Origin of the sequence: Bacillus sp. J14TS2 (genome assembly GCF_018333015.1) — a bacterium.
Lineage (GTDB): Bacteria > Bacillota > Bacilli > Bacillales > Bacillaceae_C > Lederbergia.
Genome location: NZ_BORE01000011.1, coordinates 78,678 through 94,081, shown reverse-complemented (window position 1 = coordinate 94,081; position 15,404 = coordinate 78,678). Strand labels below are relative to the sequence as shown.

Genomic DNA, 15,404 nt, shown 5'->3' with positions numbered 1-15,404 from the left:
TCTTCGAGAATTTAATGGGGTTTTCTACACAAGAAAAAACAGAGATGTTACCATAGAATTAAGAGATGACGGCTATTGATGCTGAAATATAAAAATAGAGGGTGAGTATCATTTCCAATTCAACTGAAAAAGTTTTATCTTTAAAAAATTTGACGATGAGTTTTCTTGATAACCATGTCCTTAATGGTATTGATCTAGATGTCTATCGGGGGCAAATTATCGGTTATATTGGACCCAATGGAGCCGGCAAAAGTACGACATTAAAAATTATGCTCGGTTTGGTAGAAGGCTACGGGGGAACGGTTGAAATTTTTGGTGAAGATATTTCTTCAACAGGTCCAGATTATAAAAGAAAAATTGGCTATGTACCAGAAAGTGCGGATGTTTATGAAAATTTGACAGCTAGTGAATATCTCACTTTTATTGGTGAATTGTACGGAATGGAAGAAAGCCAAGCAGAAAATAAAGCAATGAAATTGATGAAATCCTTTGATTTAGAAGAGGTTTTTCATAAAAGAATATCCTCTTTTTCGAAAGGGATGCGGCAAAAAGTATTGATTATTTCTAGCTTGTTGCATGATCCTGACCTTATCTTTCTGGATGAACCATTAAATGGGTTGGATGCGAATAGCGTGATTATGGCAAAGGATATTTTGGAGGAATTGGCATCGAGAGGTAAGACTATTTTCTATTCTTCCCACATTATGGATGTCGTGGAGAAAATCAGTAATCGGATTGTATTATTGGTAGATGGGCATATTGCCGCTGATGGTACTTTTGAAGAATTAAAGGAGCAAAGCAAAGAAGGATCTTTAGAAGGGATTTTCAATCAATTAACAGGGTATAACCAACATCAGGATACAGCAAAACTTTTTGTGGACACTGTGTTGGAAGGGGATAGGGATGACTAAATTTCGTTCCTTAAAAATATTGGATTGGTTTCAACCCCTGTTTACATGGATGAAGATCGACTATAAAATGATGCGAAAAATCCTTGAAATGAAACTAATCATGGATCAAAGGCGGACTCCGACAATTTTTCAAGGAAATCAGAAGGCGAAAGGCAACCAATTTCTCAAAACCTTGGGCATTTATGCCTTATATGGCTTATTACTTGTCTTGTTTGTTTTTCTGGATCAATATATGTTCCAGATGAGTATTATCTTTGGACTAACAATGTTTTTAATGATGACTTCATTGATTGCTGATTTTTCTTCTGTTCTATTAGATATAAGAGATAAGGCAATTTTCCATACAAAGCCACTCGATTCTAGAACGATTAACGCAGCAAAGATGATCCATATCGCGTATTATATGGCTTTTATTACGGGGGCATTTATTTCGATTCCTGCGATCGTGATGCTCTTCAAGCAAGGAATTGTGTTTTTTCTCTTATTTTTAGCAGAAGTCGTGCTGTTGGTTTTATTGATTATTGCGATTACTGCGCTTGTCTATCTTGTGATTTTAAAGTTCTTTGGTAGTGATCAGCTAAAAAACCTGATTAATTATGTGCAAATTATTTTATCAGTTGCTGTAGTGATTGGATATCAGATCTTTATCCGTGCCTTTAATATAGTTGATATAAATATATCTTATGTGTTTGAATGGTGGCATGTTTTGCTTCCACCAATTTGGTTTGCGGCACCGTTTGAACTAATACTCGGGCACAATCATTCCTTCATATATATCTTTTTGTCCAGTTTGGCTCTTGTGATTCCGTTCATCGCTTTAGCGGTTTATATATGGTTAATGCCTAGCTTCGAAAGGAATTTGCAAAAGTTGATGGACGAAACGGGTGAGATAAAAAGATGGAAATTTTCGCTTACACGTTTTTGGTCATCATTGATTTGTTTCGATCAAGAAGAGAAAATGTTCTTTCGTTTCTCCTCAATTATGATGAGTCGGGAAAGGGAGTTTAAATTAAAAGTCTATCCTATACTAGGAATGGGGCTAATATTTCCATTTATCTTTATTATGAATACACTCATGTCTGAGACTGTTGATAGTCTAGCGGATAGTAATACCTATTTAAATATTTACTTCAGTACAATTATGATAGGCTCAATGGTGCAAATGTTGAAATTCTCGAAAAATGATAAGGGCGGATGGATATTCAAAACGATTCCTATCAAGCAAACAAAGAAATTTTATAGCGCAGCACTTAAAGCTTTACTTGTAAAACTTTATTTGCCTGTGTATTTACTTATTTCAGTTGTTTTTCTCTATCTATTTTCTTGGAATATTTGGTTAGATTTACTCATCGTATTCGTTACAGCCATTTTGCAAACGGTGCTGGCCTATAAATTAATAAATAATGAGTATTTTCCTTTTACAAAACCATTTGAATCAGCTCAACAATCGGTAAATACTGCCATGTTCTTCTTGCTGATGTTTCTTGTAGGTGGATTTGTTCTTCTTCATTTTATTGCTCTGCTCATTCCTTTTGGAAAGATCAGCTATTTAATCCTGCTTTTGTTAGGAACGATTCTATACTGGAAAAAGGTTTTTAAGATGGTGAGCAAAGAGGGGTAAAAAGGACGGAGAAACTCATAGGAGATATCTCATAATATTCAATATTTAATTGAGAAATATTATCATTTAGTGTATAGTAGATAGTAACAATAAATATGATGGAGTAAGGAGAAGATATCATGCAAATATACTGGAGCAAAATAAATAAGATTGTTGATGAAACGCCTGAGGTTAAAACGTATTTTGTTGACCTTCCGGAAGGCCTTACATGGGAAGAAGGCGCCCACATCCATTTGGCACTGGAAGGCTTTAACGCCGGAGAAAAACCAAACCGCAGCCTGATTCGCCATATGTCCATCTCCACTTTACCGCATGAAAATTCAATCGGGATCACGACACGGATCAGAGAGCAGTGCTCTGAATTTAAGTCGATTTTAAGAAATCTTGAAGTTGGCCAAGAGGTTGCCATATTTAAAATTCATTCAAATGTGCCGCTTAAAAGAGAAGACAAAAATGTTTATCTATTGTCATCCGGTGTCGGCCTGGCAACATTAAGACCACTTGTCCTTGATTATTTCGAACGTGCTGACAATGTCAAGCAAATTCATTCCCTGAACATTGATTCGTCAAAAGATTTCTTATTCACGGATATTTTTAGGTCTGCACCTGATAAGAAGTTCACCTCACAGTTCGTCGATAATCGTCAGGAATACTATGAAGAAGTGAAAAAGCTGGCTGCAGACAAGGATGGTCTCTTCTACATTATCGGCAGTGACGAATTCCTTGTGCAGAATATTGACGTACTTCGTGAGCAGGGCATCAAGCCGGAACAAATTATGCTTGATAAGCATCAACGGCAACTGGCTGAGTTCTTACCAGTGGATTTGTCAATTTAATCGAGGTGAAAATCCCTGATAGTTGTTGTTGCATTAAATGAATAAGAAAAGGCACTACCTATCCGTAACTTAGGAATAGGTAGTGCCTTTTCATTATCTAGGAAATTATTAATATCCCTTTTTATAATCAACGACATTTAGATGAGGGGCTTGATGGGTAAGATAATGTTTTAGATTAGGAATAAATATATCCCGGACAACACGCTCGGTATAATGTTCGGTTGCACCTGCAGTATGAGGGGTGATGATCACATTATCCAGTTCCCATAATGGATTATCTTCCGGTAATGGCTCTACCTCAAATACATCGAGACCTGCACCTGCAATCTCCTTATCTTTCAATGCTTGAATCAATGCAGCCTCATCGATAATTTGTCCTCTGCCAATATTGATAAGGAAGGCACTGTTTTTCATTTGCTGAAATTGTTTCTCCCCAAACATATGAGTAGTTTCCTTTGTTAGTGGAAGCGTGATTACGACAAAGTCAGATTGTTTGAGCACGTCTTCCAATTGATTGGGTTTATACATGGTATCAATATATGTGTTAGGTTTTCCTGAGTGCCTTACACCTAGCACTTTCATACCAAAGGCTTTGGCAATTTTAGCTGTTTCTTGACCAATGGCACCGACCCCGATTACTCCAATTGTTTTCTCGTGAATTTCTAATGCAAGCCCACCATTCTGCCATTTCTTTTCTTGCTGTTGCCTTACATACGTATCAATCTTTCTCGTTATGCCCAGCATCAGCGCAAAGATCGTCTCGGAGATAGGATAGGCATGGACACCATTCGCACTAGTTAGCACAACCTCTTTTTGTTGTAGCTTTTGCAATGGTAAACTATTCACACCTGCACTCCAAGTTTGAATCCATTTGACCTGGTTATTTCTTTCAAGCAAAGTTGATTCCACTGCTTTTTTCCAATGTAATACAACTTCCGCCTTTTCTAAGTCCTCTTGAATACGATCACTGTCTTTACTTGCAACAATTTTCCAATCAGGCACTACTTGTTTGATTTCTTCTAAAAGGTGGTGTGCTAATTCTAAATTGATTACCAAGGTTTTTGTCGTCATCGGATCCCTCCTTATATACTAGTAATAATATTTAATTCTAACTAAAATCGCTTATAAAGAAAAGAAACTGATTCATATGCTATGCGAGGGACACCGGGTTTGTAAAAATTTTACATAGAACACTTGTTCTTGGTAGCTTGTTTTGCTATAATTTAAATATAACCTCCCCGAAAGGAGGTGAGATGAATGGAAAGGTATGTGCTTCTTTTCGTTGCCATTGTGAATGTAGTGGTTGCGGGCATTAACCTTGTAACCGCGCTCATGAATTATCGCAACAGAAAAGAGCCTTCTTCGTCGGCAGCGAAGAAAGGCTCCAGTAACCTTGAGGAATAGGGGGAAACCCCTTTCCTACTCCATCATCTTATGTCTATCATACCTGATTTATGCTGTTTAGACAATGGTAAGTTCTAATAAAAATGATCAAATTCTAGGATATGGTTTTTATCCTAAAAGTCGGCTCGAATGTACTAAGAACTTCCAAAACATCATCGGAAGTGATATAGATACGGTGTTCTAGTTTAGGATAGTCTTTACTCGTAAAAGGAGAAATGCGATCATGCCATTGTATATATTCAGAGTTTTCCATCTTGAATGCATAATAATAATCTTTGTTTATATTCGCCGCTACCTTGCAGTTGGCATAGGCTAGATCATTCCGTATTCCTTCAGTACCATATCGGAATGACCATACATAATATTCAACCGGAATCGAAAAGTCTATTTGATTATAGATGATTTCCAGGTCCTGGGTTCCATTATCTAAGGTAATATTTAACTCATTTGCTCCAATATTTACATCAACTAATCCAATGGTATAAAGACGTTTTTCTTCCAGGCTGAAGTCTAAGAAAGATTCTGGTTGCCATTCATGCAAAATTTCTTTTGACACTGTTACGCCTCCTATGCTTCCTATATTGATTATAAATAATTTTATGCTGAATAAACAAATGAATAGCCAACGAGAAAAAATCGGTTAAAATAGAACTATACATATATTTATTGAAATGGGAGGAAGATTTATGAATCAAGAAACCCTTACGATGTTTAAAACTTTAACAGAATTACCAGGGATTGCAGGCAATGAACATGCTGTTCGTGATTATATGCGGACAGAATTAGAAAAATACGCGGATGGGATTATCCAAGATCGCTTAGGTGGAATTTTCGGTTTCAAACGTGGGGATGAACAAGGGCCGACGATTATGGTTGCCGGTCATATGGATGAAGTGGGCTTTATGGTCACACAAATTACCGATAATGGAATGATTCGTTTTCAAACGATTGGTGGCTGGTGGAATCAGGTTTTACTTGCACAACGAGTTCAGATTGTGACGGCTGCGGAAAAGGTGGATGGTGTGATTGGCTCGATTCCGCCACATCTTTTAACAGAGGCACAACGCAGTAAACCAATGGATGTTAAAAATATGCTGATTGATGTAGGGGCGGATGATCGGAAGGATGCAGAGAAAATGGGCATTAAGCCTGGGCAAATGATTGTCCCTGTTTGTCCGTTTACCCCAATGGCCAATCCGAAGAAGATTATGGCAAAAGCTTGGGATAATCGTTATGGCTGTGGGTTAGCGATTGAGCTTCTGAAAGAATTACAAGGTGAATCCTTGCCGAATAGACTTTATTCTGGTGCAACTGTGCAAGAAGAAGTTGGTTTGCGCGGGGCGGCAACAGCAGCCAGTATGATTCAACCAGATCTTTTCTTTGCATTAGACGCGAGCCCAGCCAATGATGCTTCCGGTGATAAAAATGAATTTGGTCAGCTAGGAAAAGGCGCCCTGCTCCGAATTTTTGATCGTTCGATGGTGACACATAAAGGTATGCGTGAATTTGTACTTGATACTGCGGAATCAAACAAGATTGCTTATCAATATTTTGTGTCACAAGGCGGCACAGATGCAGGGCGTGTTCATACAGCCAATGAGGGCATTCCGAGTGCTGTTGTGGGAATTTGCTCACGCTATATTCACACATCTTCATCCATTGTTCATGTAGATGACTATGCAGCGGCTAAAGAACTACTTATCAAACTTGTCAAGGCCTGTGATCGCACAACTGTAGATGCAATTAAGCAACAATAATTTGTATAACTGCGCTGATAAGCTCGATTGTGACAATTCAACAATCGGGCTATTTAGTTAGGAAAATCGGTATTATACCAACTAGCTTGCATAGAAGCGCAATCATCATAACACGAAAAAAGAGGGAATTTGGAAGTGGCAATTATGATTAGAAAATATACAGAAGCGGACATACCATATATGATGTCTATATGGAATGAGATTGTCGAGGAAGGTCTGGCTTTTCCGCAAGAGGAGCCATTGACACTGGAGAGAGCAAGGTCTTTTTTTGCAGAACAATCCTATACAGGTGTGGCTGAAGAAAAAGGCGAGATCCTTGGTCTATATATTGTACACCCGAATAACGTGGGGCGTTGCGGACATATTGCTAATGCCTCCTATGGTGTTAAGTCTGGACAAAGAGGAAAACGTATTGGCGAAAAATTAGTTGTTGATTCGTTGGAGGCAGCAGGATCACTGGGCTTTCGGATCATGCAATTTAATGCGGTGGTGGCTGCGAACAAAGGGGCGATTCACCTATACAAGAAACTAGGTTTCTCCTCATTAGGTGTAATTCCAAATGGATTTAAACAGAAAGACGGGCGTTATGTTGATATTGTCCCTTTTTATATTGAAATTGAGGCATTGGGATAAAGCCCTTCTTACATTTAAAAATATAGTTTTGTAGAATGATGATGTTTATGATTCTTAGGAGATGGTATTCAGTGGAACAGGCACTTACAATTCGGCAAATTCGTTTGTGGCGTATGGCCATCTATTTTTATTTTGGTCTTTCTGGATTTGCCATGGCATCCTGGGTGGCCCAGACACCAAATATTCGCGATTCATTAGGTGTTTCAACAGCACAGATGGGCTGGATCATTTTTGGTCTTTCTACTGGTTCGATTATTGGCCTTCTCTGTGCAAGTCGTTTAATTGCATGCTTTGGCGGCCGTGTCATTATGTTAGTAGGACTAGGGCTTAGTTCCACTGGGTTGATCACTGTGGGAATCGGTAGTTCATGGTTTCCTCATGTATTGATTGTTTTTGGTGGCTTAGCGCTTTTTGGGTTTGGTATTGGGATTTGTGATGTGTCGATGAATGTTGAAGGAACGGCGATTGAACAAACGGTAAAAAAGCCAATTTTGACGAGCTTTCATGCGGTATACAGTTTAGGGACGTTTTTTGGTGCGATGATTGGTTCCGTTGTCAATAATCTTCATGTGCCAATTATCATTCATTTATTAGTTATTGCTTTTACTGTATTCATCTTAATCATTTATTTCTTTCGCTTTATACCGGGAGGATCTGGTCAAGTTAAAAATGAGGATACCAGCGGGACGACAGCGAAAGAGAGTCTCTCGGTTTGGAAAGAGCAACGGACGTTTTTGCTTGGCGTCATCGTACTAGGAATGGCTTTTGCAGAAGGTTCTGCTGGGGATTGGTTGCCATTAGTCATTGTGGATGGGTATGATAAAACCGCCGCAGCTGGCTCTTTAATGTTTAGTTTATTTGTCGCGACCATGACGATTAGTCGTGCAGTGGGCGATATTCTCTTAGCTAAGTTTGGCAGGGTAGCAATTCTTAGAATCTCCGCCATTTCGGCAGCACTCGGGCTTATGATCGTCATTTTTAGTGGGAATTATTATGCAGCAGCTGTCGGAATTGTTCTTTGGGGATTTGGCTCAGCTTACGGTTTTCCGATTGGTTTATCTGCAGCTGGTGATAATCCACATGGTGTGGCGGCTCGAGTAGGAGCTGTCACAACGGTTGGTTATATGGCCTTTCTTGTTGGTCCCCCCATCTTAGGGGCTATCGCTGAATCAGTCGGTTTACTGCGGTCATTAATTTTTGTACTGATTGGTGTGACAGTTGCTGGATTGCTGGCACAGGCTGCGAAACCAATCACATCAGATGTGAACAAAATAGAAGAAAACACATTAGAGCAATAAATTTTTAAAAATTGGTGTCTGACCCTAGTAGGAAAAATTGGGGATTTGGGCACTTTTTTTATGTCATGTTAATAAAACCTAAGTGTCAGTCGCGATAGATAAAGAGCTCTTATTTCCTTTCGATACGATAATTTTGTTAAAATTAGGGAATATAGAAAGAGATGAAACGATTGAAAGGAGTTTTGATTTATGTCAAACATAGACGTCACAAATCCTGCGACTGGTGATGTAATCGAAACACTCAATATGCAAACAAATGATGAGATCGAAGCAGCGATTGCTCGAGGGCATCAGGCCTTTCAAGAATGGGCAAAAGTAGATGCACATGAAAGGGCTAGGCTCATTCAGGCTTGGAGTGCGAAAATACAAGAGAATAAAGAAGAATTAGCGAAATTAATGACTGCAGAAAACGGGAAGCCATTAAATGAAGCAAGAGGTGAAGTTGATTATTCTACCGCATACTTGGATTGGTATGCGGAGGAAGCGAAACGAGTCTATGGCCGGACCATTCCAGCTAATACTGGCTCAAAACGAATCATTGTGACGAGAGAACCGATTGGCCTTGTAGCAGCCATTACCCCTTGGAATTTTCCAACAGCGATGATGGCAAGAAAGGCCGCACCTGCCTTAGCGACTGGTTGTACTTTTATTGTTAAGCCAGCATCAGAAACCCCCTTGTCAGGTATGAAATTTATTGATTATGCGCACGAAGTCGGGATTCCGAAAGCTGCGATTCAATACGTCATAGGAGAAGGAAAGGTCGTTGGTGAAATTTTTACGAGTAGTGAATTGATCCGTAAAATCACGTTCACAGGGTCGACGGCAGTTGGAAAGCAATTGATTGAGAATAGTTCCAAAAATATCCAGCATGTGACGATGGAGCTTGGTGGACATGCGCCCTTAATTGTTGCCGAAGATGCGGATATTGAACTGGCTGTTCAACAAACCGTTGCCGCTAAATTCCGAAATGCGGGACAAACCTGTGTTTGTGCAAATCGAATCATTGTTCATGAAAGGATTTTGGATGAGTTCACGGAAAAATTTGTGTCGGAAGTGAAAAAGCTTGAGGTTGGCAACGGTTTGCAAGAAGGCATTGATGTTGGTCCGATTATTAATGAAAAAGGTTATAACAAAATCGTCGAACAAATTGAAGATGCAATTGCAGGAGGAGCTGAGGTGCTAGTTGGCAATCAGTTCCAAGTAGATGAAGAAAAAGGCTGTTTCTTTGTCGAGCCGACCGTTCTCAAGAATGTGACAACAGAGATGACAATTATGCATGAAGAAACATTTGGCCCTGTTGCACCTATTATTGGCTATAAAACACTAGATGAAGCGGTGGAATTAGCGAATGGTACGCCATATGGCTTAGCGGCATATTTCTTCACAAATGATTACCGCGTGGGAAATTATTTACATGACCATTTGCAATTTGGGATTATTGGTTGGAATGACGGTGGTCCATCTGCTGCCCATGCTCCTTTTGGGGGGATGAAGGAAAGTGGACTAGGCCGAGAAGGTGGAATTGAAGGGATCGAACCATATCTAGAGACGAAATATTTGTCGATTGGTGGTCTATAACATTTTGAGCAAGGAAGGTTTATGGGAATGAAAATAGCGGTAGGATCTAGAAACAAAGCAAAATTAACAGCAGTTGAGAATGTTTTACAAGCAACAGAAATAGCGTTTGATATTTATCCAATCGATGCCCCCTCTGAAGTAAGTAGTATGCCTTTTTCCGATGAAGAAACAATGAAGGGGGCGATGAATCGCGCGGAATACTGTGTCCGCCAACAAGATATTGAGCTTGGCATTGGCTTAGAGGGAGGTGTAACGGAAACACCGGCAGGTCTCTTTCTAATCAATTGGGGTGCTCTGGCGGTAAGGGATCAGGAAACACTTGTAGCAGGAGGAGCCCGAATTAAGCTTCCAGAGGAAATTGCCGTAAGACTCCGAAATGGTGAAGAACTTGGTCCTGTTATGGATGATTTCTGTCAACGCGAAAACATCCGTCATGGCGAAGGAGCAATTGGCGTCTTTACCAATGGAATGGTCACACGCGATTTAATGTTTACACATATTATGAAATTATTAGTTGGGCAGTATCAATATCAGTTATAAAGTATGTGAATTAACAAGAAGCCATTTTGCTTCATTGGCAAAATGGCTTCTTACTTTACAATATATTAGGGGAACATTTTACTCTGTTTTAGCGAAGTTGTTTCGTCAAATTCGCCATCTCAATGGCAGCTACTGCAGTATCCCAACCTTTATTACCGGCTTTTGTTCCAGCACGCTCAATCGCTTGTTCAATTGTATTAGTCGTAAGAATACCAAAGATCACAGGAATACCAGACTGCAGCCCTGTCTGTGCAATACCTTTTGCGGCTTCATTACATACATAATCGAAATGAGGAGTATCCCCGCGGATCACAGTTCCAAGTGTGATAATCGCATCATAATTACCTGAATCTGCTAGATTTTTTGCAATAAGGGAAATTTCAAAAGCTCCTGGTACCCAAGCGATATCCACATTTTCTTCTTTGACTCCATGTCGTTTGAATGCATCTTCAGCACCTGATAAAAGTTTGCCTGTAATAAATTCATTAAATCGACCTACGACAATCCCGATCTTTAGATCTGTTCCAACAACATGACCTTCAAATACATTTCCCACGTATAATTCCTCCTAAAATATGAATAAATGGCCTAGTTTTTCTTTTTTTGTTTGTAAGTATCGACGATTTTCTTCCTTTATTGGCATTTGGATTGGAACACGTTCGATAATCTTTATTCCACAGTCTTCTAAACTCGCAATCTTTTTCGGATTATTCGTTAGCAAGCGTATATTTTGAACACCTAACTCTTTTAAAATTTCTGCACTTAGTCGATAATCACGTAAATCTGCTGCAAAGCCTAATTTTTCATTGGCTTCCACTGTATCGAATCCTTGCTCTTGTAAATTGTATGCTTTTAATTTATTGATCAAGCCAATTCCACGACCCTCTTGCCGCATATACAGCAGTATCCCGCGCCCTTCTTTTTCTATTTGCTCAATGGCAGCATGAAGTTGGGGGCCACAATCACAACGATGGGAACCGAGGATATCACCTGTCAAACATTCGGAATGAATACGTGCCAATACCGGTTCATTTGTATGCAGGTCACCTTTTATAAGGGCAAGATGTTCCTGTCCTGTTATCTTTTCCGAATAACCAACAAGTCGAAAATGACCATATTCTGTTGGCAGATTAATTTCAGTTTCGCGAATGATTAATGATTCTTGTTGTTCCCGGTAGTCTGCCAAATCTTGAATTGTAATCAATTTAAGGTCTAATTCCTTTGCTATAAGCTGTAAATCTGGTGTGCGTGCCATCGTCCCATCATCATTCATAATTTCACAAATCACCCCGGCTGGTGAATGTCCTGCTAATCTAGCAAGATCGACGGCAGCCTCCGTATGCCCTTTACGTTGTAATACACCGCCATTTTTCGCAATAAGGGGGAAAATGTGCCCAGGTCGAACAAAATCTCGTGCCCCAGCTGCCTTTTTCACCATTGCTTCGATCGTTTTTGCCCGTTCAAACGCACTAATACCTGTACGGGTAGAACAATGATCAATACTAATCGTAAAGGCTGTTCCATAACCTTCTGTAGGTTGATCAGTCATTAATTTTAATTCGAGTTGTTGCGCTTTTTCCTCTGTAATAGGAACGCAGATAAGTCCTCTTCCGAACTTTGCCATTACATTTATCATCTCGGGGGTGACTAGATCTGCTAGACCAATAAAGTCGCCTTCATTTTCTCGATCTTCATCATCCACAACAATCACAACTTTGCCTTTTTGTAAGTCGCTTATGGCATCTTCTATTGAATCAAACATGTTTGTCACCTTTCCTTAAAAGAATCCGTTATGTTGCAAGAAATCTTTTGTCAAACTTTGCTGTTTTCGCTTGGTTTGAAATACCATCTGTTCTACATATTTTCCTAATACATCACATTCCAAATTGACTACATCCCCGATTTTTTTGTTCACTAATCCTGTTTTTTCTTGGGTATGGGGAATCAGAGAAATGGTTACCTGATTGTCTTCCACTTTAAAAATCGTTAACGAAGTCCCATCCAATGCGATGGAGCCTTTCGGTAATAAATACATCCTCCATTCATCAGGAACAGAGAGTGTCATGTATAAAGCATTTTCCACTTGGGACTTTGAATGTACAACCGCAATTCCGTCCACATGGCCTGTAACAAAATGGCCGCCAAGCCGATCTTGAAGTGAAAGAGCACGTTCTAAATTGACAACACTACCAGTTTTTAATCTTTGTAAAGAGGTGGTGTGAAACGTTTCTGGCATCACATCTACGCTAAAATGTTCAGAGGAAAAATGAGTGACCGTCAAGCAGACACCGTTCACAGCAATACTGTGCCCTAGCTCCATATCTTGCAAAATAGTATGAGCTGTAATCTCCAACTTTAGAGATTGAGGTTGGGCTTGAATCTGTGCAATGATGCCAATTTCTTCAATGATCCCTGTAAACATTTTGTTCACTTCCTTTTGGTAAAGCTGTGATTTTGATATCAGGGCCAATCATTTCTACGTTTTCAAATATGAAAGGACGAGCTTCTGACATGGAAAGTAGATTTTCACCTGTAATTGATGGGAGGGATTGTTTTCCTCCTAATAATTTGGGTGCAACATAGACAATAACCTTTTGGATTTTTTGCGATTTTAAAAAGGCAGCATGTATCGTCGCCCCACCTTCAACCAACAACTTCATAATATTGTGTTTCGCTAATTCATTTAAAATCTCAGGAACAGAAATTCTCTCAGTTGCCAAGCGGACGACTTTAACCTGGCTCCCTTGTTCAAGCAGTTGTTGTCTTTTGCTTGCCGCTTGCTGCCCGCAAAAAATTAGCGTTGGTGCTTCATCGTTTTGCACGATTTGGCTATTGATCGGTGTCCGCAAATGTGTATCTAAAATAACTCGAATAGGATTTTTTCCACCTTGGGGCAATCTGGTGGTGAGGAGAGGGTCATCATGAAGAATCGTCTGCACACCGACTAAAATCGCATCATGTGCAGCTCGAAGTAAATGAACATCAAGTCGTGCTTGGTCACTTGTGATCCATCTACTATCTCCAGTTGCTGTAGCTATTTTTCCGTCTAATGTCATTGCTATTTTCATCGTAACGTAAGGTTGTTTTGTTTGAATATAGTGAAAAAATGGTGCATATAGTTGGGCAGCTTCTTGTCCGTAGAGACCAATATCCACTTGAATCATGGCATCTTCCATGCGTTGGATCCCCTTACCTGCAACAAGAGGATTGGGATCTTGAGTTGCAACCCATACATGTTTAATCCCATAAGCTATTACGGCATCTGCACATGGAGGCGTTTTTCCCATATGAGCGCAAGGCTCTAAAGTAACATAAAGATCTGCGTCACGAGCCTCGTCTCCAGCCATTTGCAGTGCTATCTGTTCTGCATGAGCCTCACCAGCCTTTAAGTGTGCACCCATACCGATGATTTGACCGTTCTTCACGACAACCGCTCCTACAGGGGGATTGGGTGAAGTCTGTCCCGCAACTGTGCGCGCTAAAGATAAGGCTAACTCCATATAATTTTCCTTCAACACAACCTGTCAACACTCCATTATCAGTATTCCTTACGAACGAATGAAAATAAAAAAGCCCCGCAAACATAGTAGCGGGGCTTTTAGACATACTTAAATAAACATAGGTCTATAAATGACTTTCAGCGTTTCTGAATAGCAGCCGTTCAAAAAATAGAGTAAACTTTTTAACTTCCATTTTGAACATGTACTAATAAAACAGAAAACTTCTGAATAAATGCTTAAAAAACGCATAGAAAAATAGACTTTGTTAGATTCTCCTTCTCCCATCCAGACTTTCACTGTCGGCTTTGGAATTTCACCAAATCCACCTTCTGCTTATAAAAAAGCATCCGGGTCACGGACTAAGAGCATAATAGCTCATCACCGCCGGTAGGGAATTTCACCCTGCCCCGAAGGAATATATTCGATTACAAAACAGATTATCATACTGCTTAACAAAGAATCAAGAGGAAAAATAACAAATTTTCCTCGAACTTCTGATTTCTACCCAAAGAAGATCATGGAATATTCGTTTACTCAAAAATATAAGACAGAGCTTTCACAGCTTGATCTCCATTTTCCACGGTTATATTGGCTTTCTCTGATAACTCTTTTAAAGGATGGTGTAATCCTTCTGGCCGAACTAGAATAAGGGGTTTATTCATCGCGAGCGCGGTACTTGCATCCATCGCTGTATTCCATTGTCGATATTTCTCTCCGAAAAGAGCGACTACGATATCTGCTTTTTTCAATAAGACCTCTGTGCGCAGGTTATTAAAACTTGAAGCAGCGGCATCACGAAACACGGCATTTGGTTGTTCGCCAAGAATTTCTTCACCAATTCCATCCGAGCGATCATGGTCTTCCATGGGTCCAACAAAATCAATGGGGAGATCTAAAGATTCCGCCTTTTTCTTAATTTCTGACCGCCATTCACTATGAATTTCACCAGCTAGATAAACGATTAATCTCAAACTGATTCCCTCCTTATTATGATATAACTTCCATTTTAGCAATTTCTTGTGGTCTAGGAAATTATAAAATTGTAGCTTATGGATAATTGTTTACGTTGCGGTTTGGCATCTAGCTCCAGCGCCTAGCCCCGAGAGGCTCGCAGGATGCGAGTCCATCGGCGTTGCCACAGGACGTGGCGTCCTTAGCCGATGTTCCGTCAAATAACCTGAGCCAATGAAAGGCAAAGAACGCCTTTCTTTGTCTCAGAACATTTGCTTGTCGGGGCTGATCAAGGCACTTGCGCTTTTGTTTACAGATATGCCTACAAAAGGAATTTCTCGCGAAAGGCTTGTCAATGTATTTTTGTTAATAGTA

Annotated in this window: 16 protein-coding genes and 1 riboswitch; of the genes, 9 read left to right on the top strand and 7 right to left on the bottom strand. The window is 39.8% G+C overall.

Translation table 11 applies throughout. The annotated features are described in order from the left end of the window. The first annotated feature begins 110 nt into the window (after positions 1-110). From KI375_RS17345 to KI375_RS17335, 3 genes are all read left to right on the top strand, one after another. Positions 111-911 (top strand): ABC transporter ATP-binding protein, encoded by an 801-nt coding sequence (locus KI375_RS17345; protein ID WP_374706865.1) that lies wholly within the window; start codon positions 111-113, stop codon positions 909-911. Continuing rightward, complete coding sequence (locus KI375_RS17340; RefSeq protein WP_212974726.1) at positions 904-2,532, top strand: hypothetical protein; 1,629 nt, start codon at positions 904-906, stop codon at positions 2,530-2,532. The genes KI375_RS17345 and KI375_RS17340 overlap by 8 nt, the downstream gene beginning before the upstream one ends. Positions 2,533-2,651: 119 nt before the next feature. Further along, on the top strand, positions 2,652-3,368 hold the full coding sequence (locus KI375_RS17335; protein ID WP_212974725.1) for a ferredoxin reductase domain-containing protein: 717 nt from the start codon (positions 2,652-2,654) through the stop codon (positions 3,366-3,368). Positions 3,369-3,476: 108 nt separating this feature from the next. Here KI375_RS17335 and KI375_RS17330 read toward each other — a convergent pair whose 3' ends face one another. Continuing rightward, a complete protein-coding gene (locus tag KI375_RS17330; RefSeq protein ID WP_212974724.1) occupies positions 3,477-4,439 on the bottom strand; it encodes a D-2-hydroxyacid dehydrogenase in 963 nt (320 codons plus the stop codon). 186 nt (positions 4,440-4,625) lie between these two features. Between KI375_RS17330 and KI375_RS17325 the strand changes: the two genes are divergently transcribed. Further along, positions 4,626-4,772, top strand: coding sequence for a hypothetical protein (locus KI375_RS17325; protein WP_207448555.1), 147 nt, complete (start codon positions 4,626-4,628; stop codon positions 4,770-4,772). Positions 4,773-4,866: 94 nt separating this feature from the next. Here the strand turns inward: KI375_RS17325 and KI375_RS17320 are convergent, their stop codons facing one another. Further along, a complete protein-coding gene (locus KI375_RS17320; RefSeq protein WP_212974723.1) occupies positions 4,867-5,328 on the bottom strand; it encodes a hypothetical protein in 462 nt (153 codons plus the stop codon). Between the two features lie 130 nt (positions 5,329-5,458). Between KI375_RS17320 and KI375_RS17315 the strand changes: the two genes are divergently transcribed. The 5 genes from KI375_RS17315 to KI375_RS17295 all read left to right on the top strand — a co-directional run bounded on the left by KI375_RS17315 (position 5,459) and on the right by KI375_RS17295 (position 10,578). Beyond that, positions 5,459-6,529 (top strand): M42 family metallopeptidase, encoded by a 1,071-nt coding sequence (locus KI375_RS17315; RefSeq protein ID WP_212974722.1) that lies wholly within the window; start codon positions 5,459-5,461, stop codon positions 6,527-6,529. 144 nt (positions 6,530-6,673) lie between these two features. After that, positions 6,674-7,162: a GNAT family N-acetyltransferase gene (locus KI375_RS17310; RefSeq protein WP_212974721.1), complete on the top strand. Its 489-nt coding sequence runs from the start codon at positions 6,674-6,676 to the stop codon at positions 7,160-7,162. A 71-nt stretch (positions 7,163-7,233) separates the two neighbouring features. After that, positions 7,234-8,460: an MFS transporter gene (locus KI375_RS17305; RefSeq protein ID WP_244852788.1), complete on the top strand. Its 1,227-nt coding sequence runs from the start codon at positions 7,234-7,236 to the stop codon at positions 8,458-8,460. A 189-nt stretch (positions 8,461-8,649) separates the two neighbouring features. Next, positions 8,650-10,038, top strand: a complete 1,389-nt coding sequence (locus tag KI375_RS17300) for an NAD-dependent succinate-semialdehyde dehydrogenase (RefSeq protein WP_212974719.1) — start codon at positions 8,650-8,652, stop codon at positions 10,036-10,038. A gap of 27 nt (positions 10,039-10,065) precedes the next feature. Next, positions 10,066-10,578, top strand: a complete 513-nt coding sequence (locus KI375_RS17295; protein ID WP_212974718.1) for a DUF84 family protein — start codon at positions 10,066-10,068, stop codon at positions 10,576-10,578. A gap of 88 nt (positions 10,579-10,666) precedes the next feature. Here KI375_RS17295 and ribH read toward each other — a convergent pair whose 3' ends face one another. From ribH to KI375_RS17270, 5 genes are all read right to left on the bottom strand, one after another. After that, positions 10,667-11,134 carry a 6,7-dimethyl-8-ribityllumazine synthase gene (gene ribH / locus KI375_RS17290; RefSeq protein WP_212974717.1) on the bottom strand — a complete coding sequence of 156 codons (468 nt, stop codon included), beginning with the start codon at positions 11,132-11,134 and terminating at the stop codon, positions 10,667-10,669. A gap of 12 nt (positions 11,135-11,146) precedes the next feature. Further along, positions 11,147-12,340 carry a bifunctional 3,4-dihydroxy-2-butanone-4-phosphate synthase/GTP cyclohydrolase II gene (locus tag KI375_RS17285; protein WP_212974716.1) on the bottom strand — a complete coding sequence of 398 codons (1,194 nt, stop codon included), beginning with the start codon at positions 12,338-12,340 and terminating at the stop codon, positions 11,147-11,149. Positions 12,341-12,355: 15 nt separating this feature from the next. Next, a complete protein-coding gene (ribE, locus tag KI375_RS17280) occupies positions 12,356-13,000 on the bottom strand; it encodes a riboflavin synthase (RefSeq protein ID WP_212974715.1) in 645 nt (214 codons plus the stop codon). Further along, positions 12,981-14,096: a bifunctional diaminohydroxyphosphoribosylaminopyrimidine deaminase/5-amino-6-(5-phosphoribosylamino)uracil reductase RibD gene (gene ribD, locus KI375_RS17275; RefSeq protein ID WP_244852786.1), complete on the bottom strand. Its 1,116-nt coding sequence runs from the start codon at positions 14,094-14,096 to the stop codon at positions 12,981-12,983. Before ribD ends, ribE begins: the two co-directional genes overlap by 20 nt. A gap of 251 nt (positions 14,097-14,347) precedes the next feature. Continuing rightward, a riboswitch (FMN riboswitch) is annotated at positions 14,348-14,497 on the bottom strand. A 111-nt stretch (positions 14,498-14,608) separates the two neighbouring features. Beyond that, a complete protein-coding gene (locus KI375_RS17270; protein ID WP_212974714.1) occupies positions 14,609-15,049 on the bottom strand; it encodes a YtoQ family protein in 441 nt (146 codons plus the stop codon). Positions 15,050-15,404 lie beyond the last annotated feature (355 nt).

Excerpts from the sequence above, each read along its gene's own strand:
- KI375_RS17325 (WP_207448555.1), top strand. The coding sequence starts at position 4,626 with ATGGAAAGGTATGTGCTTCTTTTCGTTGCCATTGTGAATGTAGTGGTT.
- KI375_RS17310 (WP_212974721.1), top strand. The coding sequence starts at position 6,674 with ATGATTAGAAAATATACAGAAGCGGACATACCATATATGATGTCTATA.
- KI375_RS17340 (WP_212974726.1), top strand. The coding sequence starts at position 904 with ATGACTAAATTTCGTTCCTTAAAAATATTGGATTGGTTTCAACCCCTG.
- KI375_RS17300 (WP_212974719.1), top strand. The coding sequence starts at position 8,650 with ATGTCAAACATAGACGTCACAAATCCTGCGACTGGTGATGTAATCGAA.
- ribE (WP_212974715.1), bottom strand. The coding sequence starts at position 13,000 with ATGTTTACAGGGATCATTGAAGAAATTGGCATCATTGCACAGATTCAA.
- KI375_RS17285 (WP_212974716.1), bottom strand. The coding sequence starts at position 12,340 with ATGTTTGATTCAATAGAAGATGCCATAAGCGACTTACAAAAAGGCAAA.
- KI375_RS17330 (WP_212974724.1), bottom strand. The coding sequence starts at position 4,439 with ATGACGACAAAAACCTTGGTAATCAATTTAGAATTAGCACACCACCTT.
- KI375_RS17315 (WP_212974722.1), top strand. The coding sequence starts at position 5,459 with ATGAATCAAGAAACCCTTACGATGTTTAAAACTTTAACAGAATTACCA.
- KI375_RS17295 (WP_212974718.1), top strand. The coding sequence starts at position 10,066 with ATGAAAATAGCGGTAGGATCTAGAAACAAAGCAAAATTAACAGCAGTT.
- KI375_RS17335 (WP_212974725.1), top strand. The coding sequence starts at position 2,652 with ATGCAAATATACTGGAGCAAAATAAATAAGATTGTTGATGAAACGCCT.